The sequence below is a fragment of the Microtetraspora niveoalba genome, from assembly GCF_001570405.1.
Classification (GTDB): Bacteria; Actinomycetota; Actinomycetes; order Streptosporangiales; family Streptosporangiaceae; genus Microtetraspora; species Microtetraspora niveoalba.
This window is the reverse complement of the sequence record NZ_BBYM01000019.1, coordinates 102,029-126,448: the sequence shown is the minus strand read 5'-3', so window position 1 is coordinate 126,448 and position 24,420 is coordinate 102,029. Positions and strand designations below refer to the sequence as shown.

The 24,420-nt window shown below is 72.8% G+C and carries 17 protein-coding genes; 12 read left to right on the top strand and 5 right to left on the bottom strand.

Annotated features, from left to right (window positions below):
* Nucleotides 1–7: 7 nt before the first annotated feature.
* Nucleotides 8–1,507 carry an alpha/beta hydrolase gene (locus AWQ70_RS19940; protein WP_067178215.1) on the bottom strand — a complete coding sequence of 500 codons (1,500 nt, stop codon included), beginning with the start codon at nt 1,505–1,507 and terminating at the stop codon, nt 8–10.
* Nucleotides 1,508–1,889: 382 nt separating this feature from the next.
* Here AWQ70_RS19940 and ppdK point away from each other — a divergent pair, with 382 nt between their 5' ends.
* Complete coding sequence (ppdK, locus tag AWQ70_RS19935) at nt 1,890–4,526, top strand: pyruvate, phosphate dikinase (protein ID WP_067178213.1); 2,637 nt, start codon at nt 1,890–1,892, stop codon at nt 4,524–4,526.
* Nucleotides 4,527–4,660: 134 nt separating this feature from the next.
* On the opposite strand, the gene AWQ70_RS19930 is transcribed toward ppdK, so the two are convergent.
* The gene (locus tag AWQ70_RS19930; RefSeq protein ID WP_067178211.1) at nt 4,661–6,496 is read right to left on the bottom strand and encodes a S8 family peptidase; all 1,836 of its coding nucleotides are present in this window, start codon (nt 6,494–6,496) and stop codon (nt 4,661–4,663) included.
* A 665-nt stretch (nt 6,497–7,161) separates the two neighbouring features.
* Between AWQ70_RS19930 and AWQ70_RS19925 the strand changes: the two genes are divergently transcribed.
* Nucleotides 7,162–7,845, top strand: a complete 684-nt coding sequence (locus AWQ70_RS19925; protein WP_067178209.1) for an IclR family transcriptional regulator — start codon at nt 7,162–7,164, stop codon at nt 7,843–7,845.
* 132 nt (nt 7,846–7,977) lie between these two features.
* On the opposite strand, the gene AWQ70_RS19920 is transcribed toward AWQ70_RS19925, so the two are convergent.
* The 3 genes from AWQ70_RS19920 to AWQ70_RS19910 are packed head-to-tail and all read right to left on the bottom strand — an operon-like array spanning nt 7,978 to nt 10,718.
* Nucleotides 7,978–8,742, bottom strand: coding sequence for an amino acid ABC transporter ATP-binding protein (locus AWQ70_RS19920; protein ID WP_305071776.1), 765 nt, complete (start codon nt 8,740–8,742; stop codon nt 7,978–7,980).
* 52 nt (nt 8,743–8,794) lie between these two features.
* Complete coding sequence (locus tag AWQ70_RS19915) at nt 8,795–9,718, bottom strand: amino acid ABC transporter permease (protein WP_084517445.1); 924 nt, start codon at nt 9,716–9,718, stop codon at nt 8,795–8,797.
* Nucleotides 9,719–9,752: 34 nt separating this feature from the next.
* Complete coding sequence (locus tag AWQ70_RS19910; protein ID WP_067178205.1) at nt 9,753–10,718, bottom strand: ABC transporter substrate-binding protein; 966 nt, start codon at nt 10,716–10,718, stop codon at nt 9,753–9,755.
* A 309-nt stretch (nt 10,719–11,027) separates the two neighbouring features.
* On the opposite strand from AWQ70_RS19910, the gene AWQ70_RS19905 reads away from it, so the two are divergent.
* From AWQ70_RS19905 to AWQ70_RS19860, 10 genes are all read left to right on the top strand, one after another.
* Entirely contained in the window at nt 11,028–12,362 is a 1,335-nt protein-coding gene (locus AWQ70_RS19905) for an NAD(P)/FAD-dependent oxidoreductase (RefSeq protein WP_067178203.1), read from the top strand.
* 25 nt (nt 12,363–12,387) lie between these two features.
* Entirely contained in the window at nt 12,388–13,896 is a 1,509-nt protein-coding gene (locus tag AWQ70_RS19900; protein ID WP_067178201.1) for an aldehyde dehydrogenase family protein, read from the top strand.
* Nucleotides 13,893–14,549, top strand: coding sequence for a UbiX family flavin prenyltransferase (locus tag AWQ70_RS19895; RefSeq protein ID WP_067178199.1), 657 nt, complete (start codon nt 13,893–13,895; stop codon nt 14,547–14,549). The genes AWQ70_RS19900 and AWQ70_RS19895 overlap by 4 nt, the downstream gene beginning before the upstream one ends.
* 27 nt (nt 14,550–14,576) lie before the next feature.
* Nucleotides 14,577–16,118, top strand: coding sequence for a histidine ammonia-lyase (gene hutH / locus AWQ70_RS19890; RefSeq protein WP_067178198.1), 1,542 nt, complete (start codon nt 14,577–14,579; stop codon nt 16,116–16,118).
* Complete coding sequence (locus tag AWQ70_RS19885) at nt 16,115–17,563, top strand: UbiD family decarboxylase (RefSeq protein ID WP_067178196.1); 1,449 nt, start codon at nt 16,115–16,117, stop codon at nt 17,561–17,563. The genes hutH and AWQ70_RS19885 overlap by 4 nt, the downstream gene beginning before the upstream one ends.
* 47 nt (nt 17,564–17,610) lie before the next feature.
* Nucleotides 17,611–19,266, top strand: a complete 1,656-nt coding sequence (gene hutU / locus AWQ70_RS19880) for a urocanate hydratase (protein WP_067178195.1) — start codon at nt 17,611–17,613, stop codon at nt 19,264–19,266.
* Nucleotides 19,267–19,270: 4 nt separating this feature from the next.
* Entirely contained in the window at nt 19,271–20,506 is a 1,236-nt protein-coding gene (locus tag AWQ70_RS19875) for an allantoate amidohydrolase (RefSeq protein ID WP_067178193.1), read from the top strand.
* A complete protein-coding gene (locus AWQ70_RS19870) occupies nt 20,503–21,837 on the top strand; it encodes a formimidoylglutamate deiminase (protein ID WP_067178191.1) in 1,335 nt (444 codons plus the stop codon). Before AWQ70_RS19875 ends, AWQ70_RS19870 begins: the two co-directional genes overlap by 4 nt.
* Nucleotides 21,834–23,003, top strand: a complete 1,170-nt coding sequence (gene hutI, locus AWQ70_RS19865) for an imidazolonepropionase (protein WP_067178190.1) — start codon at nt 21,834–21,836, stop codon at nt 23,001–23,003. The genes AWQ70_RS19870 and hutI overlap by 4 nt, the downstream gene beginning before the upstream one ends.
* An 81-nt stretch (nt 23,004–23,084) precedes the next feature.
* Nucleotides 23,085–24,359, top strand: a complete 1,275-nt coding sequence (locus tag AWQ70_RS19860) for a deoxyguanosinetriphosphate triphosphohydrolase (protein ID WP_067178188.1) — start codon at nt 23,085–23,087, stop codon at nt 24,357–24,359.
* Nucleotides 24,360–24,420 lie beyond the last annotated feature (61 nt).

Below are 24,420 nucleotides of genomic sequence, written 5' to 3'. Positions count from 1 at the left end.
CGCCCGGTCAGGAGCAGACGAGCCCCTTGGCCGGGACCTTCCCCTCCAGCAGGTAGGAGTTGACCGCGTTGTCGATGCACGGGTTGTTCTGCCCGTAGGCTCCGTGGCCCTCGCCCTTCAGCGTGAGCAGCACGGCGCTGCGGAGCTGGGCGGTCAGCGCCGGCGCCCACTGGTACGGCGTGGCCGGGTCGTGGGTCACGCCGACGACCACGATCGGGTTGGCCCCGGACGCGTCGATGTGCTTGTTGGTGGCCTCGCCGGGCACCGGCCACACGCTGCAGATGCCCGAACTGGCCGCGGTGATGGCGAAGATGGGCGAATCCGGCTTGAGGTCGCGGGCCACCTTCTCGGCCTCCTCGATGCTCGGCCGGGCGGTGGTGTCCGCGCACAGGATGGAGGGCAGCGACATCTGCAGCGTCGAGTACGACCCGTCAGGCTGCCGTCCGCCGTACTGGTCGGCGAGGGCCTGCAGGCCGCTCATGTCGTTCTTCGTGATGGCCTGGTGCAGCGCCTCGGTGAGCAGCGGCCAGGCCATCTGGCTGTACAGCGCCTGCGCGACGGCGGTCCTGGCCACGGTGGCGGTGACCGGGCGGCCGCCCGCCTCGGCGGGGTGCGCCTCCAGCCGGTCGATGAGCTTGAGCACGGCCGTGTTCGCCGCCGACGTGGTCTTGCCGAGCGGGCACCCCTTCGGCTGCTTCACGCAGGCGGCCAGGTAGTTCTCGTACGCCTTCTGGAAGCCCCTGATCTGGGTGCGGGCCGTTTCCATCATGCCGACGGAGGGATCGAGCGCGGAGTCGAGCACCATGCGGCCCGACTGCTTGGGGAACAGGGTCGCGTAGAGGGCGCCCAGGTGGGTGCCGTAGGAGAAGCCGAGGTAGTTCAGGTGCCGGTCGCCGAGCGCGGCGCGCATGGCCTCCAGGTCGCGGGCCGCGTTGAGGGTGCCGACGTACGGCAGGATGTGCCCGGCGTTCTGTTCGCACGCCTTGGCGAACCCCTTGAGCAGGTGGGTCTCCTCCGCGGTGTCGGCGCTCGGCTCGCTGGCGAGGTACCGCTCCAGCTCGGCGCTGTTCAGGCACCTGATCCCGCTGCTGCGGTCCACGCCGCGCGGGTCGAAGCTGACCAGGTCGTACCGCCTGTTGAGCGTGGAGAAGGCGCCCGCGGCGTCCAGCAGGGTGGAGACGCCGGAGCCGCCGGGCCCGCCGAAGTTGAAGACCAGCGAGCCGATGCGGTTGTTCCTGTCGCTGGCGGGGCGGCGGACGAGGGCGAGGCCGATGCTCTCGCCGCCCGGTTTCGCGTAGTCGAGCGGGACCTTCAACGTCGCGCACTGGAAGCCGGCCGAGGAGGGCACACCTTCGCACGCCCCCCAGCTCAGGGACTGCGGGGACGGGTCGAGGGTGGAGACTCCGTCCACCCGGGTGGGCGATATCTCGGTCCGGCCCGGGCCGCAGCCCGTCGCGGCGAGTGCCACGATCCCCGAGATGGCGATATGCCAGAACTTTGGTGACATGCGAACACCCTCCGCGACAGGTCGGCTTCGGAGGGTTGGGTCAATCCTAGGCGGCCGCGCCCCGGTGTTCCCGTTACCGGCCGGCCGTGTTCGGCGCCGTGTCCTCCATGAAAGCCGTACGCCGCCGGAAAGCGTAATGGTCTACACCAATTAACGCGAGATGAACGATCTCCAATGTCGGATGGAATTGGTTTATACCACTCTTTGATGATCCGAGAAAATCGTTCGTTTTTAATCTTGGATGGAGTGGATTAGACCTCCGTATGCCCCTCTACCTGGGTAAACACGATATCTCTCGACTGGTGATGTTTCGTCGGGTTGTTGGTCGGTACAGTGCGAATGCGGACGGACCCGTGTAATTGAAGTGGCCGAAGGAGCTCGCGTGCGCAAGTTTGTTTATGACTTCACCGAGGGCAACAAGGATCTCAAGGATCTGCTCGGTGGAAAGGGCGCCAATCTTGCGGAAATGACCAATCTCGGTCTTCCGGTCCCCCCGGGCTTCACGATCACCACCGAGGCCTGCCGGCACTACCTCGCCGAGGGTGACGTGCCCGGCGGTCTCGCCGCCGAGATCGCCGCCCACCTTGAGGCGCTGGAGACGACGATGGGCAAGCGCCTCGGCGACGCCGCCGATCCGCTGCTCGTCAGCGTCCGGTCGGGGGCCAAGTTCTCCATGCCCGGCATGATGGAGACCGTCCTGAACATCGGCCTCAACGACGCCTCGGTGCTCGGGCTGGCCAAGCAGGCGGGCAACGAGCGCTTCGCCTGGGACTCCTACCGCCGGCTGATCCAGATGTTCGGCAAGACCGTCCTCGGCATCGAGGGCGAGTTGTTCGAGGCCGCGCTCGACGAGCTGAAGGGCGACCGCCAGGACACCGACCTCGACGCGGCCGACCTTCAGCGTCTCGTCGAGACGTACAAGGGCATCGTCCGCGAGGAGAAGGGCCGCGAGTTCCCCTCCGACCCGCGTGAGCAGATGGAGCTGGCGATCAGGGCCGTCTTCGAGTCGTGGAACGCGCCGCGTGCCGTCCTCTACCGGCGGCAGGAGCGCATCCCCGCCGACCTCGGCACGGCCGTCAACGTCGTCGCCATGGTCTTCGGCAACATCGGCATGGACTCCGGCACCGGCGTCGCCTTCACCCGCGACCCCGGCTCCGGCCAGCAGGGCGTGTACGGCGACTACCTGCAGAACGCGCAGGGCGAGGACGTGGTGGCCGGCATCCGCAACACCGTGCCGCTGCAGGAGCTGGAGCGGATCGATCCCGCCTCCTACCGCGAGCTGCTCGACATCATGAGCACGCTGGAGAACCACTACCGCGACCTGTGCGACATCGAGTTCACGATCGAGCGCGGCAAGTTGTGGATGCTGCAGACCCGGGTCGGCAAGCGGACCGCGGGCGCGGCCTTCTGCATCGCCACCCAGCTCGTGGACGAGGGCCTGATCGACATGGACGAGGCCGTCACCCGCGTCTCCGGCGGCCAGCTCGCGCAGCTCATGTTCCCCCGCTTCTCCGCCGACAACGGCAACACGCGGCTGACCACGGGCATGAACGCCTCTCCCGGCGCCGCCGTCGGCAAGGCCGTCTTCACCTCGGCCAAGGCCGTCGAGCTGGCGGGCCGGGGCGAGGCCGTCATCCTCGTCCGGAGGGAGACCAACCCCGACGACCTCGCCGGCATGATCGCCGCCCAGGGTGTGCTCACGTCGCGCGGCGGCAAGACCTCGCACGCCGCGGTGGTCGCCCGGGGCATGGGCAAGACCTGCGTGTGCGGCGCGGAGGAGCTGGTCGTGGACACCCGCGCCGGCCGGTTCACCGCTCCGGGCGGGGTCGTCGTCGCCGAGGGCGACGTGATCTCGATCGACGGCAGCACGGGCGCCGTCTACCTCGGCGAGGTGCCGGTGGTGGCCTCGCCCGTCATGGAGTACTTCGAGGGCGGCCCGGTCGAGGACGAGCTGGTCGTCGCCGTGGACCGGATCATGCGGCACGCCGACTCCGTACGCCGCCTCGCCGTACGGGCGAACGCCGACACGCCGGAGGACGCCGCCCGGGCCCGCGCGTTCGGCGCCCAGGGCATCGGGCTGTGCCGTACCGAGCACATGTTCCTCGGCGACCGGCGCAAGCTGGTCGAGGACCTGATCCTCGCCTCCACCGACGAGGAGCGGCAGGCGGCCCTGGACGCGCTCGAACCGCTGCAGAAGGCCGACTTCGCCGGGATCTTCGCCGCGATGGACGGCCTGCCGGTCACCATCCGGCTCATCGACCCGCCGCTGCACGAGTTCCTGCCCGACTACACCGAACTGTCCGTCAAGGTGGCACTCGCCGGTGACGCGGCCGACGACAAGGACCGCAGGCTGCTCGACGCCGTCAAGCGGCTGCACGAGCAGAACCCCATGCTCGGCCTGCGCGGCGTACGGCTCGGCCTGGTCATCCCCGGTCTGTTCGCGATGCAGGTGCGGGCGATCGCCGAGGCGGCCAAGGAGAGCGCGAACCCCCGGGCCGAGATCATGATCCCGCTGGTGGGCGCGGTGCAGGAGCTGGAGAGCGTACGCGAGGAGGCGCTGCGCATCCTCGCCGACGCGGGCGTGGACGCCATGATCGGCACGATGATCGAGGTGCCGCGCGCGGCGCTGACCGCCGGGCAGATCGCCGAGGCGGCGCAGTTCTTCTCCTTCGGCACCAACGACCTCACCCAGATGACGTGGGCCTTCTCCCGTGACGACGTGGAGAGCGCCTTCTTCGGCAAGTATCTCGACCTCGGCATCTTCGGCGTCTCGCCGTTCGAGTCGATCGACAGGGACGGCGTCGGCCGGCTGATGCGGATCGCGGTCGAGGAGGGGCGGCGCACCCGCCCCGACCTCAAGATCGGCATCTGCGGCGAACACGGAGGCGACCCGGCGTCGGTGCACTTCTGCCACGAGATCGGCCTCGACTACGTCTCGTGCTCGCCGTTCCGGGTCGCGGTGGCCCGTCTGGAGGCCGGACGCGCGGCGCTCGCCTCCGACGGCTCCGACACCCGCTGATCCGAGGCGTGCCCGGCCGGATCGGCCCGGCGCGGGAGACGGAGACGGAGACGGCCGGTGCGGCTCGCGCGAGCCGCACCGGCCGTTGTCTCCACGGACCGTCTCCCGGTGCGTCTTTCAGCCGGAGGGGACCGTCACGACCGCGTGATCAGCACGTCGTCGACGGCGGCCTCGACCAGGCTCGGCTCGGCCGCGTCGGCGGCGTCGATCACGATCCGTACGGTCTGACCGGCGTGGGAGGAGATGTCGGCGGCGGCCTTGGCCCAGGCGGCGGCCCGGACCTTCGGCGCGCCCGCCTGGCGCAGCACCGTGGTCGTGGTGGAGCCGACCACGCGCACCCGGAAGTAGTCCGCGCTCGACGCGTTGTCGAGGTGCGCGAGGTACCAGTTCAGGGACAGGGTGAGCTTCCCGGACGCGGGCAGCCTGATGGGCGGCGACTGGATCGTGGTCACCCCGTTGTCGATGTCCCAGGAGCCCGCCTCGGCCCCGGCGAACGGCCCGGTGACCAGGTCGTAGCGTCCGCTGGCCGGGGTGCCGAGCTGGGTGGCGACGCCGTTCGCGCTGGTGGCCTCCGGGCGGGCCCGCATCCACGTGCCGAAGGTGGCGGTGTCGGTGAGACCGGGGTTGGTCATCCAGCCGGTGAGCGTCTCGAAGTCGTCGGAGAAGACCGTGGCGCCGCCCGGCGGCGGGGTGGGCGTGGGCGTGGGCGTCGGGGTCGGGGTCGCCGAGGGCGACGGGCTCGGAGTGGCGCCGCCGAGCCCGCCGGTGTAGAGCAGCCGGTTCGGCGAGCCGGCCCCCGGGTTGGTCACCTTGCCCGAGGTCGCCTGGGAGACGATCGCCGTGGCCACCTGCGCGGGAGTCGCGCCGGGGGTGAGGCCGAGGATCAGCGCCGCCGTGCCGACGACGTGCGGGGTGGCCATCGACGTGCCGCTGATCGTGTTCGTCGCCGAGGGGCCCGTGTACCAGTCGGAGGTGATGGAGTCGCCGGGCGCGAAGACGTCCAGGCAGCTCCCGTAGTTGGACCACGACGGCCGTCCGTCGTTGCTCGCCGTCGCTCCCACGGTGACGGCCTCCGGGACCCGGGCCGGTGAGGAGGAGCAGGCATCCGTGCCGTCGTTGCCGGCGGCGACGCCGTAGGTGACGCCGGACGCGATGGAGCGGGCCACCGCGCTGTCGAGGGCGCTGCTCGTGCCGCCGCCGAGGCTCATGTTGGCCACCGCCGGCTTGACCGCGTTGGCCGTGACCCAGTCGACGCCCGCGATCACGCCGGAGACGGCGCCGTTGCCCGAGCAGTCGAGCACGCGGACGCCGACGAGCTTCACACCCTTGGCCACGCCGTACGCCGTGCCGCCGATGGTGCCGGCGACGTGGGTGCCGTGGCCGTGGCAGTCGGTCGCGTCGGTGTCGTTGTCGACGAAGTCGTACCCGCTCCTCGCTCGGCCGCCGAAGTCACTGTGCGTGGTCAGGATGCCGGTGTCGATGACGTACGCGGTGACGCCGGACGCGGTGGTCGGGTAGGTGTAGCTGGAGCTGAGGGGGAGCGCCTGCTGGTCGATGCGGTCCAGGCCCCAGGTGGGGTTGCGCTGGGTGTCGTTGGCCGTGACCCGCTGGTCCTGTTCGACGTAGTCGACGGAGCCGTCGGCGGCCAGCCGCTCGGCGTCCGCCTGGGTCATCTTGATGGCGAAGCCCATCATGACCTTGTTGAACACGTGGCGGATCTCGCCGCGGTGCCGGGAGGCGAGGTCGGTCGCGACGACCTTCGCGCCGCGCCGCCGGTTGGCGCCGGTGTTCTTCAGCACCACGATGTACTGGCCGGGGATGCCGTTGGGGGCGTCGGTGCCGCGGATCGTGTCAGAGGGGGCCGGTGGCCGGGCCGCGACAGCCGCGGCACCGGTACAGGTTCCGGCGAGCAGCGTGGCCGACGCCGCTCCCACGGCGGTCAGCCGCAGGAGCAGGGGGACGGTTCTCATCCTGGAGGCCTCCAGCGCTAGAGGGTTACTGATTGATTACTCAGAGTTACCTCAAGCTTGGCCTTCGGCAAGCTTTCGAAAGTCGCGATAGGGCGGAATATGGCGACATTGAGAGTCGGGAATCCAGGGTGATGTCACCTTCCGGACAGTGTGGATCCACGTCGCGCGCCCTGCTCCCTTCCGGTCGGAGCCGGGGCTCCCGTGCGCGGCCTCGCGATCCCCGGGGTCGCGGTGAACTGCGGGAACGGCGACGAGGCGGGGCGGGGCCGGCTCCGCGGCGCCGTTCGGGCGGGGCGGAAGCGCGGGTTCACCGGGTGGTTGACAGCGGCGGGTTCGCCGATGTGGCGGAGGGGTGGCGCGGACGCCGTGGCACGCCCGCGGCGGGTGCGACCGCGTACGGGCCGTGCCTGTTCGGCTTCGAGAGGCGGTTCTTTTGCGAACTAAGCGTGGCCGGCCGAAGGCGGGGATGAAATCGAGGTCCGGGTGCGCGTTATGCGGACGACCGGATCGAGAGAGAATGACGCTTACCGATGATATTCTGCGGTACGATTCAATAATCGCGGGTTTAGTCCGCGATCGGGTGTGGCGCAGGTCGCAGATCGGAATTGCGACTCGGAAACGCGCACCGGTGTCAGGCCACGAATCTCTCGCGGAGACGGGGGCGCATGTCCGAAAGTTCCGAGCCGACCGCGATACGCACGGTGGAACGCGCGCTCCGGTTGGCGCACATCGTCGCCACCTCGTCCAGCGGGCTCACTCTCACCGCCGCCGCACGCGAGGCGGAGCTCGCCCTGAGCACGACCGCCCGCCTGCTCAAGGCGCTGGAGCTGTCCGGCTTCGCCTGGCGGGACTCGTCCGGGCTCTACCATCCCGGTCCCCGGATGCTCCAGGCGGGCGCCATCGCGCTCGGGCACCTGCCGGTCTACAAGATCGCCGAGCCGCACCTGCGCGACCTGGCCGACTTCACCGGGGAGACGGCCTATCTCGCCGTCGCCGAGGGGGACAGTCACGCGCTCTACCTGCGGCAGGTCGAGAGCCCCCGCGCGATCCGGCACGCCACCTGGGCGGGCCGGGCCATCCCCACGGTCGGCACGGCCGTGGGCGCGGCGCTGAACGGGCGGCTGTCCGAGGGAGGGTACGCCGTGTCCCGGCGTACCGCGGTCGAGCCGGAGGCCGCGGCGGCCGCCGCCCCGGTCTACGACTCGACCGGCGGCGTCGTGGCTGCCCTGAGCATCATCGGGCCGTCGTTCCGGATCGGCGAGGAGGACCTGGTGTCCTACGCCAAGGCGGTCGCCGAGCACGCCCAGGCGCTGTCCGCCGAGCTCGGCTTCCCCGGATTCATCCGCTGACCTGCGGTTTCACCCACCGGCCGGCGAGGCCCGCCAGACGGCGGCGCCACGCCGGCACCGCGGCGCGAACGATGAGCGAGCGGGGCCGGATCGCCTCGACCGGCGGCACCACTCCGGTGCGCGACGGGGTGGTCAGAGCACCTTGGAGAGGAACGCCGCCGTCCGCGCGTGCCGCGGGTTGACCAGCACGTCGCGCGGGTGGCCCGACTCCACGACGACACCGCCGTCCATGAAGGCCACGGCGTCGCCGACCTCGCGGGCGAAGCCCATCTCGTGGGTCACGACGACCATGGTCATGCCGTCCGCGGCGAGCGAGCGCATGACGTCGAGCACCTCGCCGACGAGTTCGGGGTCGAGCGCGGAGGTCGGCTCGTCGAAGAGCATCAGCTTGGGCTTCATCGCCAGCGCCCGCGCGATCGCGACGCGCTGCTGCTGGCCTCCGGAGAGCTGGGCGGGGTACATGTCCCGCCGGTCGGCCAGCCCGACCTGGTCGAGGAGCTTCACGGCGCGCTCGCGCGCCGTCGCCCGGGTCTCCCTCCGTACCCGGACCGGCGCTTCCATGACATTCTCCAGAGCGGTCATATGCGGAAAGAGATTGAAACGCTGGAAGACCATTCCGATGTTCTTCCGCTGTTCCGCGACCGCGCGTTCCCCGAGTTCGTGCATTTTGCCGCCGCGGCGCGCGTAGCCGACGAGTTCGCCGTCCACGAACAGTTGTCCGGCGTCAATCTTCTCCAGATGATTGATGCATCGCAGGAAGGTGGATTTTCCTGATCCTGACGGCCCCACGACGCAGAGCACCTCGCGCGGGGCGACCTCGAGGTCGATGCCGCTCAGGACTTTCACTCGGCCGAACGACTTGTGCACCTGCACGGCCTTGACCATCGGCTGGGCCATCAACGGGTCCTTCCTGTGTTCCAGGGAGAGGGCGTCGCCGGGGGACCGGCGGTCAGGGGCGGCGTCCGGGCAGCCGGGCGGCCAACCGGCGCAGGGGTCCCCGTCGGCCGGGGGTGCCCGCGGACATGACGGCTCCTCGGGCGAAGTGCCGTTCCACGAAGAACTGGCCGACGCTGAGCACCGACGTGATCAGCAGGTACCACAGCGACGCGGTGATCAGCAGGGGAATGGTCTGGTAGTTGGCGGAGTAGATGAGCTGCGCGGAGTAGAGCAGCTCCGGGTAGGCCAGGACCGCCACCAGCGACGTGGTCTTGAGCATGCCGATGGCCTGGTTGCCGGTGGGCGGGACGATGACGCGCATGGCCTGCGGCAGCACGATCCTCCTGAGGGCCAGGCCGCGGGTCATGCCGAGCGCCTGCGCCGCCTCGCCCTGGCCACGGTCGACCGACAGGATGCCCGCCCTGGCGATCTCCGCCATGTACGCGGCCTCGTTCAGCCCGAGACCCAGGATCGCGGCCACGAACGGGCTGATCAGCGCGTTGGCGGAGAAGCTGGTGAACTCGGGGCCGAACGGCACGCCGAGGGACAGCCGGGGATACAGGGCGGAGATGAACCCCCAGAACAGGAGCTGCACGAAGACCGGCGTCCCGCGGAACAGCCAGATGTAGGCCCAGGCGACTCCGGAGAGCAGCGGGTTGCCCGACAGCCGCATGACGGCCAGCGCCAGCCCCAGCACGATGCCGATCAGCATCGAGATCACGGTGAGCTGGATGGTGCGGCCGAGCCCGGCGAGGATCCGGTCCGAGGTGAACCAGTCGAAGACGACGTCCCACTGGAACCGCTCGTTCGTGACGAACGTGTTGACCAGCATCGCGAGCAGCACGCAGACGACCGCGGCGGCGACCCAGCGGCCCGGCCGCCGGCGGCGTACGGTCGGCATCGACTCGACGGACGGGGTGTCTGTGACCTGGGTCATGTGCTGTACCTGCCGCATGGAGGGCCCCCGCCGATCACTGCTGGGGCTCGACGCCGTTGACCAGAGGCGCGTCGAGCTTGGTGTGTCCGATGCCCCACTTGTCGAGGATCTTCTGGTAGGCGCCGTTCTTCATGAGCGCGTCGAGAGCGGCCGTGAGCGGCTTGACCAGGCCGCTGCCCTTGGGCGCCGCGATGCCGTGCATCACCACGCCGTACTCGTCGCCGGTCAGCGCGAACTGGCCGCCCGACTGGGCGACCTGGTAGGCCGCGATGGGCGTGTCGGCGATGCTGACGTCGGCCCGGCCGCTGACCAGGGCCAGGTTCGCCGCCGCCTGGTCGGGATAGACCTGCAGCTCGATGCTCTTCTGGCCGGCGCTCTTGCACTTCGCTTCCTGCGCGGTCACGTCGTCCTGCTGGACGGTGCCCTTCTGGACGGCGACGCGGTGCCCGCACAGGTCGTCCAGTGTCTTGACCACGGCGCCGCCGGACTTCCCGAAGAACGATGACCCGCCCTTGTAGTAGTCGACGAAGTCGAGGATCTTGCGCCGTTCCTCGGTGTCGTTGAAGCCGGACATCCCGATGTCGAACTTGCCCGCGCTGAGGCCGGGGATGATGGCGTCGAACTGCGAGTTGACGATCGAGACCTTGAGGCCCATCACCTCGCCGAGGGCCTTGCCCAGGTCGGGGTCGAGGCCGACGACCGTCTGGCCGTCCGCGGCCATGAACTCCATCGGGGGGTAGCTGGCGTCGCTGGCGATCGTCACGGTGCCCTTGTCCCGGAACTCCTTGGGCACCAGCGCGGCGACGGCGGGGTCCTGCTCCTGGGCCGGGATCTCGTTCCCGGCGGCGCTCGCGGCCGGGCCGCCCGCGGCGGGGGACGTGACGTCGTCGGCGGCCGGGTCGCCGCCCGATCCGCAGCCGGCCAGCGCGACCGCGGAGACCAGGCTCGCCGCCATGAGCGCGGCGGTACGGGGCCGAAGGGGTTTGAGTCGCACGGTCATGGTTCTCCTCGTGGTGAGGGGTGCAGGCACGAGGTGGCGCGACGCACCACTTGGGGCGTGATACTGCCACCACGCCGAGGGGGTGTCTACCCCATAGCGGAACTAACAACTGTGCAGCGGTTGCCGTGATGTTCAGCAGTTATGTGCTGTCGCGACGGCTCTACCTCGCCTCATTGCTCGTATGTCGTGATTCTCCGGGCCGGGATCTCTTGCGGAGTGACTACCGTCTGGTGGCATACTCTGCTGCCTGACGGAAGGTTGTCGCCGTTTCCTCATCCGGACGGGACGGCACGATCACGAGGAGCCCGCATGGTCCTGGCAAACGACGCGATCTCGCCGCGGCGGACGTACGACGCGGTGATCGTCGGCGCCGGCGTCATCGGCGCGTCCGTCGCCCTCGCGCTCACGCGCGCCGGCTGGCGGACGCTCAACGTCGATCGCGAGGGCATGCCCGGCCACGGATCGACCAGCGCCTCGGCCGGGATCCTGCGGGTCCACGCCACGTCGCGGGACGCGGTCGTCCTCGCCGCCGAGGCGCTGCCGTACTGGGAGGGGTGGGCCGACTTCGTGCGGCTGCCGCCGGAAGAGCGGCTCGCCGAGTTCCATCGGTGCGGCTCGATCATCTTCGACGACGGCTCCGGGTACGGCGCCCGCGCGGAGGAGACGCTGGCCGGTCTCGGCGAGCCGCACGAGCGCTGGGACGCCGAGCGCCTCGCCGAGCACCTGCCCTACTTCGACCTGCACGCCTTCGGGCCGCCGCGCCTGCCGGACGACGAGGATTTCGGACGGGAGCCGGAGGGCGTCATCCCCGGGGCTCTGTACACGCCGTCGTCCGGATTCGTCGGCGACCCCGCGCTGGCCGCGCAGAACCTCATGGCCGCGGCGCGCCTCGAAGGCGCCGAATGCGCCCTTCGGGCCACGGTCGTCGAGATCCGCCGCGCGGGCGGCCGCGTGCTCGGGGTGACCCTGGCCGACGGGACGCGTGTCGACTGCCCGGTCGTCGTCAACGCGGCCGGCCCCCACTCCTCCCGGCTCAACCGGATGGCCGGAGTCGAGGAGGGCATGCGGGTCCGCACCCGGGCGATCCGGCAGGAGCTCCACCAGGTCACCGCGCCTCCCGAGATCGACTACCTGGCCCGGGGGCTGCACGTGGTCGACGGCGACCTCGGCATCAACTTCCGGCCCGAGCGGGGCAACGGGATCCTCGTCGGGGGCAACGGCGCCGCGTGCGACCCGACCGTCGAGGTCGCCGACCCCGACGCCCACGACCCCGCCGTCAGCCTGGACGTCTGGGACCGGCACGTGCTGCGGCTCGCCCAGCGCCTGCCCACCCTGCGCATCCCCTCGCGCCCCTCCGGGGTGGCCGGCCTGTACGACATCACCGACGACTGGGCGCCGATCTACGACCGCACGGACCTGGACGGCTTCTACGTCGCCATCGGGACCAGCGGAAACCAGTTCAAGACCGCGCCGCTCGTGGGCGAGTTGATGGCGACGCTCATCGACGCGGTCGAGTCCGGCCGCGACGTCGACGCGGAGCCGCTGGCCGTCACCGGGACGCACACCGGCCGCGAGATCCACCTGTCCGCCTACTCACGTCTGCGCAGCCCCGACCGCGGCCTCGTGACCACGGTCAACGGCTGACACGACCCCCAGGAAGGAGCCCGGCATGTCCGGTGCCGCGGAGGCGCTCACCCGCTTCTGGCCCGACGCGCGGCCCAGATCGTTCGTGGCGGGGGAATGGGCCGCCTCGGCCGACGCCGCGCCCTCGTACGACCCCTCGACGGGGGAGGTCCTCGCCGAGGCGCCCGTGGCGTCCGCGGCCGAGGTGGACGCCGCCGTCGAGGCGGCGCGCCTGGCCCAGCCCGCCTGGTCGGCCGCCGGTCTGGAGGCGCGCGCCGACGCGCTCGAAGGCGTGGCGGCCCGGCTGCGCGAGCACGGGGAGGCGCTCGCGCTCCTCGACTCCGCCGACAGCGGGAACCCGCTGCCCTCCACCCGCAGGGACGTCGCGCTCGCGCTGCGCTACCTCAAGCGGTGGCCGTCGTACGCCTTCGCGCTGGCCGGCCGGGCCACCACGCCGGCCGACGACGCGCTGTCGTACACGCTGCGCACGCCCTACGGAGTGGTCGGGAAGATCATCGCCTTCAACCACCCGACGCTGTTCGCGCTCGGGGGCATGATCTTCCCGCTGCTGGCCGGGAACACCGTGGTCGTCAAGGCGGCGCCGCAGACCCCGCTCGCCACGCTGGCGCTCGGCCGGATCCTGGAGGGGGTCCTCCCGCCGGGTGTGGTCAACATCGTGGCGGGCGGGGCCGGCGCCGGTGACGCGCTGGTGACGCACCCGGCGGTCAAGCGGATCGCCTTCACCGGCAGCCTGCCGTCCGCGCTCGCGATCCAGTCCCGCCTCGGCGCGCGCGGCCGGATCAAGCACCTCACCACCGAGCTCGGCGGCAAGAACGCCATGGTCGTCTTCCCCGACGTCGATCTCGACGCGGCCGTGGACGCCGCCGTGGCCGGGATGAGCCTCACGATCAGCCAGGGGCAGTCGTGCCAGTCCACGTCCCGGCTGCTGCTGCACGCGTCGATCCACGACGCGTTCGTGGCCCGGCTCGCGGAGCGGCTGCGGCGGATCCGGGTCGGGGTCGCGTACGACGAGTCCGCCGACATGGGCCCGCTCGTCTCCAGGGAGCACCTGGCGCGGGTCCGCGCGTACGTCGCCTCCGGTCACGAGGAGGGGGCCGCGCTGGTCACCGGCGGCGGCGTGCCGGACGGCGTGCCGGAGGGGGGCTACTACCTGGAGCCGACCCTCTTCGCCGGGGTGACCCCGCGGATGCGCATCGCCACCGAGGAGATCTTCGGCCCGGTGGTCGCCGCGATGGAGTGGTCCGACTACGACGAGATGGTCCGGCTCGCCAACGACGTCGATCTGGGGCTGAGCGCGGCGGTGTGGTGCCGCGACATCGACCTCGCCCTGCGCGCCGCGCACGACGTCGAGGCGGGCTACGTCTGGGTCAACGACGCCAATCGCCACTTCCTGGGCGCGCCCTTCGGCGGGGTGAAGAACAGCGGCGTCGGCCGGGAGGAGTGCCTCGACGAGCTGCTGAGCTACTACGAGACCAAGGCCGTCAACGTGCGCGTCCCCCGCCCCTCCGCCGTCGCGGGGGAGGGACGGCGATGAGCGCGCAGGACGGGCCGCCCCGCAGGCTGGTCGTCGGGATGTCCGGGGCGAGCGGGGCCGTCTACGGCATCCGCGCGCTCCAGGTGCTGGCCCGGCAGAACGTGGAGACCCACCTGGTCGTGTCCAAGGCGGCGGCGCTGACCATCGCCATGGAGACCCCGATGACCGTGCGCGAGGTGCGCGGGCTGGCCGACCACGCGCACGCGATCAACAACGTGGCCGCGCCGGTGTCCAGCGGCTCCTTCCAGAACATGGGGATGCTCATCGCGCCGTGCTCGGTGCGCACGCTCGCCGAGATCGCCACCGGCGTCACCACCACGCTGCTCACCCGCGCCGCCGACGTGGCGCTGAAGGAGCGCCGCCGCCTGGTCCTCCTGCTGCGGGAGACCCCGCTGACGCTCACCCACATCCGCAACATGGCGACGGTCACCGAGATGGGCGGCATCATCGCGCTGCCGACGCCGAGCTTCTACACGATGCCGTCCACCTTGGACGACATCGTCGACGAGACCGTCGGCCGCGTCCTCGACCTCTTCGGCATCGAGTCCGGGCTGGTCCACCGCTGGGAGGGCGCCCCACCTGACCGGGCCGCCGAATCAGGTTCCGGAGCCCGCGCCGAGGCCGCCGTGCCGACCCCGGCCCCGCCGTACTGACACGCCGTACTGACGAAAGGACTCACCATGAGCACGACCTTGCACATCTCGGCGCGGGGAGTCGACCTCGACATGCTCCGCCGGCCGTTCGAGGGGCCCGTCCAGGTCCGGCTGGCGGACGAGGTGCTGGCGCGGGTGGACCGCGGCCGCGAGGTGATCGACGCCGCCATCGCCCGCGGCGACACCATCTACGGCGTGAACACCGGCTTCGGCAAGCTGGCCGACCGCAGGATCTCGCCGGACGACCTGCTGGAGCTGCAGCGGCGGCTGATCGTGTCGCACATGACCGGCGTCGGCGAGCCGCTGCCCGACGACGTCGTGCGGGCGATGCTGCTGGTGAAGCTCGCCTGCCTCGTGCAGGGCCACTCCGGCGTGCGGAGGGACGTGGTGCTGGCGCTCCAGGCCCTGCTGAACGCCGACGTGCTGCCCGTCGTGCCGTCCCAGGGCTCGGTGGGCGCCTCCGGCGACCTCGCCCCGCTGTCGCACATGGCCGCCGTGCTCACCGGCCAGGGCCGGGTCCGCGTGCGCGGCGAGGAGACGGACGCCCTCAGCGGGCTGGAGATCGCCGGGGTGAGCCCCCTCGTGCTCGGCCCCAAGGAGGGCGTGGCCCTGATCAACGGGACCCAGGCGTCCACCGCCCTCGCGCTGCGCGCCCTCTTCGCCGCCGAGGCCGTGTTCAACGCCGGAGTCGCCGCCGGGGCGCTGAGCCTGGAGGCCGTCGCCGGCCGCCCCGCCGCGCTCGACCCGCGCATCCAGCGGATCCGGCGCCAGCACGGCCAGATCCGGGTGGCCGCCGCGCTCAGCCGGCTGGTCGAGGACAGCCCCATCCTCGCCGAGGAGTTCCCCGGCCGCCGCCTCCAGGATCCGTACTGCATGCGCTGCCAGCCCCAGGTGATGGGCGCCGCGTTCGATCTCCTGCAGTTCGCCGCGGACATCCTGCTCCGCGAGGCCAACTCGGTCTCGGACAACCCGCTGATCTTCCCCGACGAGGCCGAGATCCTGTCGGGCGGGAACTTCCACGGCCAGCCGGTCGCCTACGCCGCCGACATCATCGCGCTCGCGCTGTGCGAGGTCGGCTCCCTCTCCGAGCGCCGTACCGCGATGCTCAACGACACGGGCATGAGCGGGCTGCCGCCGTTCCTCGTCAAGGACGCCGGGCTCAACTGCGGGTACCAGCTCGCCCAGGTGACCTCCGCGGCGCTCGTCGCCGAGAACCGGGCGCTGGCCGCGCCGAACAGCGTGGACAGCATCCCGACCTCCGCCGGGCAGGAGGACCACGTCAGCATGGCGACGCACGCCTCCCGCCGCGTCCACCGGATGGCGGTCAACGCGGCGTACGTGGTCGCCGTCGAGCTCCTGTGCGCCGCCCAGGGGGTGGACCTGCGGGCCGAGGGCCGGACCGCGCCCGGGACCCGGCCCGTCTACGACCTCGTGCGCGCCGAGGCGCCCTATCTCGACGCGGACCGCGTGCTGGCCCCCGAGATGGAGGCGGTGCAGAGCCTGGTCCTCGGCGGGGCCTTCCTCCCGCACGGCGACGTCCGGTACGCCGAGACGGAGGAGGGCCGGTGAGCGCCGCGACCGCCCCGGCGGACCTGCGGAGCTTCCTGCGCGACCTGGCCGCCGCCGACCCGGACGCGCTCGTCACCGTCTCCGGCGAGGTCGATCCGGCGTACGAGCTGTCCGCCGTCGTCAAGGCGCTGGAGCCGCACGGCGCCCCCGCCGTCCGCTTCGAACGCGTGAAGGGCAGCCCGATGCCGGTGGTCGCCGGCCTCTACGGCACGCGGCGGCGCATCGCGCTCGCCCTCGGCGTGGACGCCGGCGCGGCCGTCGCCCACGTCCTCGACCGCGTGCGCCACCCCCTCCCGGTACGGCGCGCCGACCGGGCGCCGGTCCACGAGGTGGTGGAGCGGGGGGAGGAGGTGGACCTGTCCGCGCTGCCCTTCGGCGTCCACTCGCGGGACGACGCGGGCCGCTACATCACCTCCGGCGTCACCCTCGTGCGCGACGCGGCGACGGGGAAGCTCAACACCGGCATGTACCGGATGATGGTGCTCGACCGGAACCACATCACCGTCAACGCCGCGCCCGACCACGACCTGGGCCGGGCGATCCACGCCGCGGCCGAGGCGGGCCGTGACCTGCCCATCGCGATCGTCATCGGCCACCACCCGGCGTACGCCATCGCCTCCCAGCTCAAGCACGGCACCGACGTGGACTCCCACGAGGTGACCGGAGCGCTGCTCGGCCGCCCGCTCGACGTCGTCCCCGGCGTCGGCGTGGACCTGGAGGTGCCCGCGTACGCGGAGATCGTCCTCGAAGGCGTCATCCACACGCGCGACCTCGTGGGCGAGGGCCCGTTCGGCGAGTTCACCTACTACTACGGAGCGGCCCGGGCACCCCGCTGCACCATCACGGCGGTCACCCGGCGCGCGGACGCGATCTTCAACGACCTGCACCCCACCCACGCCGAACACCGCTGCCTGTGGCTGTTCCCCGGCAGGGAGGCGCGGCTGCTGGAGGCGGTCCGGGCCTCGGTCCCGACCGTGAGCGCGGTGCGCATCCCCTTCCACGGCGGGTCGCTCAGCGCGTACATCGCGCTGGAGAAGCGGCACGAGGCCGACGGACGGCAGGCGATCCTCGCCGCCTTCGCCCGCGACCACTTCCTCAAGCACGTCATCGCCGTCGACCCCGACGTGGACGTCTTCGACGACCGCGAGGTCCTGTGGGCGCTCAACGTGCGCTTCCAGGCCGACCGGGATCTCATCCGGCTCGACCACGCGAAGGGGATCAAGATGGACCCCAGCGCCACCCGGATCGGCTCCGCCGACCGGCCCGACGTCGTCACCGCGAAGCTCGGCTTCGACGCCACCCGGCCGGTGCGCGCGGCCTTCCCCGAGCGCGCCGACCTCCCGCCGCCCGGCTTCGACGCCGTCGACCTGGCCGAGTACGTGGACCCCGCGACGCTGGCCGGGATCCGCTCCTTCGCCCGGGTGACGACCGCCGCCGCGGAGTGACGGCGGGAGCCGCGACCGAGCTCCCCAGCTAGGAAAGGAACACCGCCATGGAAGGCGCCCGTCCCGTCCGCGCTCCGCGCGGCACCACGCTCACCGCAGGGTCCTGGCAGACCGAGGCCCCGCTGCGGATGCTGATGAACAACCTCGACCCGGAGGTGGCCGAGCGTCCCGACGACCTGGTCGTCTACGGAGGCACCGGCCGCGCCGCCCGCGACTGGCGGTCCTACGACGCGATGGTCCGCACGCTGACCACGCTCAAGGACGACGAGACGATGCTGGTGCAGTCCGGCAGGCCGGTCGCCGTGATGCGCACCCACGAGTGGGCGCCCCGCGTCCTGATCGCGAACTCCAACCTCGTCGGCGACTGGGCCACCTGGCCGGAGTTCCGCAGGCTGGAGCAGCTCGGGCTGACCATGTACGGCCAGATGACCGCCGGATCGTGGATCTACATCGGCACCCAGGGCATCCTCCAGGGGACGTACGAGACGTTCGCCGCGGTCGCCGCCAAGAGGTTCGGCGGCACCCTGGCGGGCACGCTCACCGTCACCGGCGGGTGCGGCGGGATGGGCGGCGCCCAGCCGCTGGCGGTGACCCTCAACGGAGGCGTCTGCCTCGTCGTGGACGTGGACGCCGGACGGCTGCACCGCCGGGTCGAGCACCGCTACCTCGACGAGGTCGCCGACTCCCTCGACGACGCCGTCGCCCGCTGCCTCGCGGCGCGCAAGGAGCGGCGCGCGCTGTCGGTCGGCCTCGCCGGTAACTGCGCGACCGTGCTGCCCGAACTGCTCCGCCGCGGCGTCGAGGTGGACGTGGTCACCGACCAGACGAGCGCGCACGACCCCCTCTCGTACCTGCCGGAGGGAGTGGACGTGGCGGAGTGGCGCGAGCGCGCCGCGGCCGCGCCGGAGGAGTTCACCGAGCAGGCTCGGGCGTCCATGGCCCGGCACGTCGAGGCGATGGTCGGATTCATGGACGCGGGCGCCGAGGTCTTCGACTACGGCAACTCCATCCGCGACGAGGCCCGCCTCGGCGGGTACGCCCGCGCCTTCGACTTCCCGGGGTTCGTGCCCGCCTACATCCGGCCGCTGTTCTGCGAGGGCAAGGGCCCGTTCCGGTGGGCCGCGCTCTCCGGCGACCCCCGCGACATCCACGCCACCGACCGGGCGGTGAAGGAGCTCTTCCCCGAGAACGAGCACCTCCACCGGTGGATCGACGCGGCCGGCGAGCGGGTCGCCTTCCAGGGCCTGCCGGCCCGCATCTGCTGGCTCGGGTACGGCGAGCGCGACCGGGCGGGCGAGCGGTTCAACGAGATGGTCGCCTCCGGCGAGCTGTCGGCCCCCGTCGTCATCGGCCGCGACCACCTCGACTGCGGCAGCGTGGCCTCGCCGTACCGGGAGACCGAGGCGATGGCGGACGGCTCCGACGCGATCGCGGACTGGCCGCTGCTCAACGCCCTGGTCAACACCGCGTCCGGCGCGAGCTGGGTGTCGATCCACCACGGCGGCGGCGTCGGCATCGGCCGCTCGATCCACGCCGGGCAGGTCACCGTCGCCGACGGCACCGACCTGGCCCGCGCCAAGATCGAGCGTGTGCTGACCAACGACCCGGGCATGGGCGTCGTCCGGCACGTCGACGCGGGCTACGACCTCGCCGACCGGGTCGCCGCCGAGCGCGGCGTGCGGATCCCGATGCGGGAGAGCTGACCCGATGACCTTCGACGCGCTGTGGGCGGCGATCGAGCCGGTCGGGCGGGACCCCCGCTCCGGCGGCTACCGGCGCTTCGCCTGGACCCGTGAGGACGCGACGCTGCGCGAGTGGTTCGCCGGAGAGGCGGCGGCGCGCGGCCTCTCCCTCACCCTCGACCGCGCCGGCAACCAGTGGGCCTGGTGGGGCGACCCCGACGCCGCCGCGTCGGCCGGACGGCCCGGCGTCGTCATGGGCTCGCACCTCGACTCGGTGCCGGACGGCGGCGCGTACGACGGGCCGCTGGGCGTCGTCTCTGCCTTCGCCGCGCTCGACGCGCTGCGTGCCCGGGGGTTCGTCCCGTCCCGGCCGGTCGGCGTGGTGAACTTCGCGGACGAGGAGGGCGCCCGGTTCGGGGTGGCCTGCGGCGGCTCGCGGATCATCACGGGCGCACTGGGCGCGGACCGCGCCCGTGGCCTGCGCGACGCCGGCGGGACGAGCCTCGCCGAGGCCATGGCGCGGGCGGGCCACGACCCGGCGCACCTCGGCCCCGACCCCGAGGCGCTGCGGCGGATCGGCGCGTTCGTGGAACTGCACGTCGAGCAGGGGCGCGCCCTCGCCGACGTCGGCCGCCCGGTCGCCGTCGGCTCGTCCATCTGGCCGCACGGCCGGTGGCGCCTGGACCTGATGGGAGAGGCGAACCACGCGGGCACCACCCGGTTGGAGGACCGGCGCGACCCGATGCTCGCGCTCGCGGCCGTCATCACCGCCGCCAGGGAGGCGGCGGCGGCCCGCGGCTGCGTGGCCACCGTCGGCAAGGTGCTGGTCGAGCCGAACGGCGTCAACGCCGTCCCGTCGGCCGTACGGGCCTGGCTGGACGCGCGCGGGCCGCACGAGCCGGACGTGCGGGCCGTGGCCGAGGCGGTCGCCGTCCGGGGAGGGACGGTCGCGGTCGAGGAGTCCTTCACCGCGGAGACGGCCTTCTCCGCGCCGCTGCGCGACCGCCTCGCGGCCCTGCTGGGGGACGCGCCCGTGCTCGGCACCGGCGCGGGCCACGACGCCGGGATCCTCGCCGCCGCCGGGATCCCCGCGGCGATGCTGTTCGTGCGCAACCCCACCGGCGTCTCGCACTCCCCGGCCGAGCACGCCGAGCGGGCCGACTGCCACGCCGGCGTGGACGCGCTCGCCCTGGCGATCGCGGACCTCGCCGGCCACGCCGGGGTGGTCCGGCAGGCCGCGCTCTCGGGAGAGACCCGATGAGCCGCGCCGCCGGTCCGGCGCGGTGGCACGCCGCCCACGCCCTGCTGCCCGGCGGTCCGGCCAGGGACGTGACCTTCACCGCCGAGGACGGCCGCCTCACCTCCGTCACGCCCGGCACCGAGCCCGGCGCGGCCGTCCGGCTGCCCGGCGTCGTGCTCCCCGGCCTCGCCGACGCGCACAGCCACGCGTTCCACCGCGCTCTGCGCGGCCGCACCCACGACGGCGGCGGCACCTTCTGGACGTGGCGCGAGCGCATGTACGCCGTGGCCCGGAGGCTCGACCCCGACCGCTACCTCGCCCTCGCCCGGGCGACGTACGCCGAGATGGCGCTCGCCGGGGTGACCTGCGTCGGGGAGTTCCACTACCTGCACCACACGCCGGACGGCACGCCGTACGACGATCCGAACGCGATGGCCGAGGCGCTGCGGCAGGCGGCCGACGACGCGGGGATCCGGCTGACCCTCCTGGACACCTGCTATCTCGCGGGCGGCCTCACCGGCTCGGGCCACGCGCCCCTCGACGGCGCCCAGCTCCGGTACGGCGACGGCGACGCGGAGCGCTGGGCCGCGCGGGTGGCGGAGCTCCGGCCCTCCGAGGGCATGCGCGCCGGGGTGGCGGCGCACTCGGTGCGCGCGGTGCCGCGCGCGGCGCTCGCGACGGTGGCGGCCGCGGCGGCGGGACGGCCGCTGCACGTCCACCTGTCGGAGCAGCCGGCGGAGAACGAGGCGTGCGCGGCCTTCTACGGCGTCACCCCAACCCGCCTGCTGGAGGAGGAGGGCGTGCTGGGACCGGCGACCAGCGTCGTACACGCCACGCACCTGACCGAACAGGACGTCGCCGTCCTCGGCCGCACGCGGACGACGGCGTGCTTCTGCCCGACGACCGAGCGGGACCTCGCGGACGGGATCGGCCCGGCCCGCGCCCTGTGGGACGCGGGAGCGCCGCTTTCCCTTGGCTCCGACCAGCACGCGGTCATCGACCTGCTCGAAGAGGCGCGCGCCCTGGAGACGCACGAGCGGCTGCGCAGCCTGCGGCGGGGACGCTTCCAGCCACGGGAGCTGCTGGCCGCGGCCACCGCGCACGGCAGCCTCGGCTGGCCGGACGCCGGGCGGCTGGAGCCGGGCGCCCGCGCCGACCTCGTCGCGGTCCGCCTCGACACCCCGCGCACGGCGGGCGTCGCGCCGGAGCAGGTGCTCCTCGCCGCCACCGCCGCCGACATCGACACCGTCGTCGTGGACGGCCGCACGGTCGTCACCGGCGGACGGCACGTCCTCGGCGACGTGGCCGCCCTGCTGGCCGCGGCGATCGACCCGCTGTGGGAGGACGCGTGACCACGACGCTGCTCACCGGAATCGCCGAGCTCGTCACCAACGACCCGTCCACCGGGGACGGCTCGCCCCTTGGCGTGCTCCACGACGCCGCGGTGGTCGTGGACGGAGCACACGTCGCCTGGATCGGCCCCGCCGCCGAGGCGCCCCCGGCCGACCGCCGGCGGGACCTCGGGGGCCGGGCGGTGATCCCCGGCTTCGTCGACTCCCACGCCCACCTCGTCTTCGCCGGGGACCGCGCCGCCGAGTTCGCCGCCCGCATGGAGGGCGTGCCGTACGACGGGGGCGGGATCGCCACCACGGTCGCCGCCACCCGCGCGGCGGACGAGGACGACCTGCGCACGCTGCTGCGCGCCCGGATCGCCGAGATGCGCGCCCAGGGGACCACCACCGTCGAGATCAAGAGCGGTTACGGCCTGACCGTCGCGGACGAGGAGCGCGCGCTGCGGCTGGCGCGCGAGGTCACCTGTGAGACGACCTTCCTCGGCGCGCACGTCGTGCCCCCGGGGGCCGACCGCGACGCGTACGTACGGCTCGTGACGGGGGAGATGCTCGCCGCCTGCGCCCCGCACGCCCGCTGGATCGACGTCTTCTGCGAGCCCGCCGGCGGGCACGCCTTCGACGGGGACGAGGCCCGCGAGGTGCTGGCGGCCGGGCGGGCGGCGGGTCTCGGGCTGCGCGTGCACGGCAACCAGCTCTCCGCCGGGCCGGGCGTGGCGCTCGCCGTCGAGATGGGCGCGGCGAGCGTCGACCACTGCACGCATCTCACCGGCGGTGACGTGGACGCCCTGGCCGGGGGCGGCACGGTGGCGACGCTGCTGCCCGGCGTGGAGTTCTCGACGCGCTCGCCCTACCCCGACGCGCGGCGGCTGCTCGACGCCGGGGTGACGGTCGCGCTCGCGACCGACTGCAATCCCGGCTCGTGCTTCACCTCGTCGATGCCCCTGGTCGTCGCCCTCGCGGTGCGCGAGATGCGGATGACCCCGGCCGAGGCCCTGTGGGCGGCGACCGCGGGCGGCGCGCGGGCGTTGCGCCGCGACGACGTCGGCGTCCTCGCCCCCGGCCGGCGGGCCGACCTCACGGTCCTGGACGCACCCGGCCACGTGCACCTCGCCTACCGGCCCGGGGTCCCGATCGCCCGGGCCCTCGACTGGACCGCCGGTCATTGAGAGTTTCGCGGGTGTTTGTCGTGAGATGAGGTCCGAAAGGGTACTGTCCTCCTTCCCCGACACGTCGGGGAAGGAGGACCGATGATCCGCTACGACGAGCATGATCAGGCGAGATGGGTGCCCGAACCTCCGGGCGATCCCGAACGCGGCGCCTTCGAGCGCGACCGCGCCCGGGTCATGCACAGCGCGTCCCTCCGGCGGCTCGCCGCCAAGACCCAGGTGGTCACGCCCGCCGACCACAGCATGCACAGCAACCGGACCCGGCTCACCCACTCTCTCGAATGCGCGCAGATCGGCAGGGAGATGGGCAAGCTCCTCGGCCGGGACCCCGACCTCGTCGAGACCGCCTGCCTCGCCCACGACCTCGGGCACCCGCCGTTCGGCCACAACGGCGAGGCCGCGCTGGACGAGGTGGCGGCCCCGTGCGGCGGCTTCCAGGGCAACGCGCAGAACCTGCGGCTGCTCACCCGCCTGGAGGCCAAGGTCCTCACCGAGGACGGCCGCAGCGCCGGGCTCAACCTCACCAGGGCCGCCCTCGACGCGGTCTGCAAGTACCCCTGGACGAGCGGCGCCTGCCGCGTCCCCGGCGTCCCCCACGCCCGCGACGGCGGGCCGTACTGCGTCTATCCCGAGGACGCGGCGATCTTCGCCTGGGTGAGGGAGGGGAGCCCCGACTACCGGGTCAGTTTCGAGGCGCAGATCATGGACTGGGCCGACGACGTCGCCTACTCCGTGCACGACCTGGAGGACGCGCTGCACTGCGGCCACGTCACCCCCGAGGCGCTGCGCGACCCCGAGGAGCGCCTGGAGGTCTGCCGCCTGACCCGGCGGTGGTACGCCCCCGACGCCGACCTCGCCGAGCTGGCCGAGACGTTCGCGCGGCTGGTCGCCGACCCGGTCTGGCCCGTCGGCTTCGCCGGGCCGTTCGTCGGCGGGCTCGACGACCTCGCCGCGCTCAAGCGCCTCACCAGCTCGCTCATCGGCCGCTTCTGCCGGTCCGCCCAGGACGCCACCCGCGAGGCGTACGCGTACCGGGCGGAACCCCCGGCCGGGCGGCACTCGGCGGACCTCGTCGTCCCCCGGACCACCCGCCTGGAGTGCGCACTGCTCAAGGGCGTCACCGCGCACTACGTGATGTCGCGCGAGGCGCACCACGCCGCCCAGGCGCGGCAGCGGGAGCTGATCGCCGAGCTGGCCGCGCTGATCTGGGCGGGCGCGCCCGCGACCCTCGAACCCGCGCTGCGCCCCGCCTTCGAGAACGCCGCCGACGACGCCGGGCGGCTGCGGGCCGTCGTCGACCAGATCGCGTCGCTGACCGACGTCTCCGCGGTCGCCTGGCGCCGCCGCCTCGCCTGACGGCGCCCGGCGGCCGGGCGAGGAATCCCGCCGCCTTTCCCGGGCACCTGGTACCCGTCCG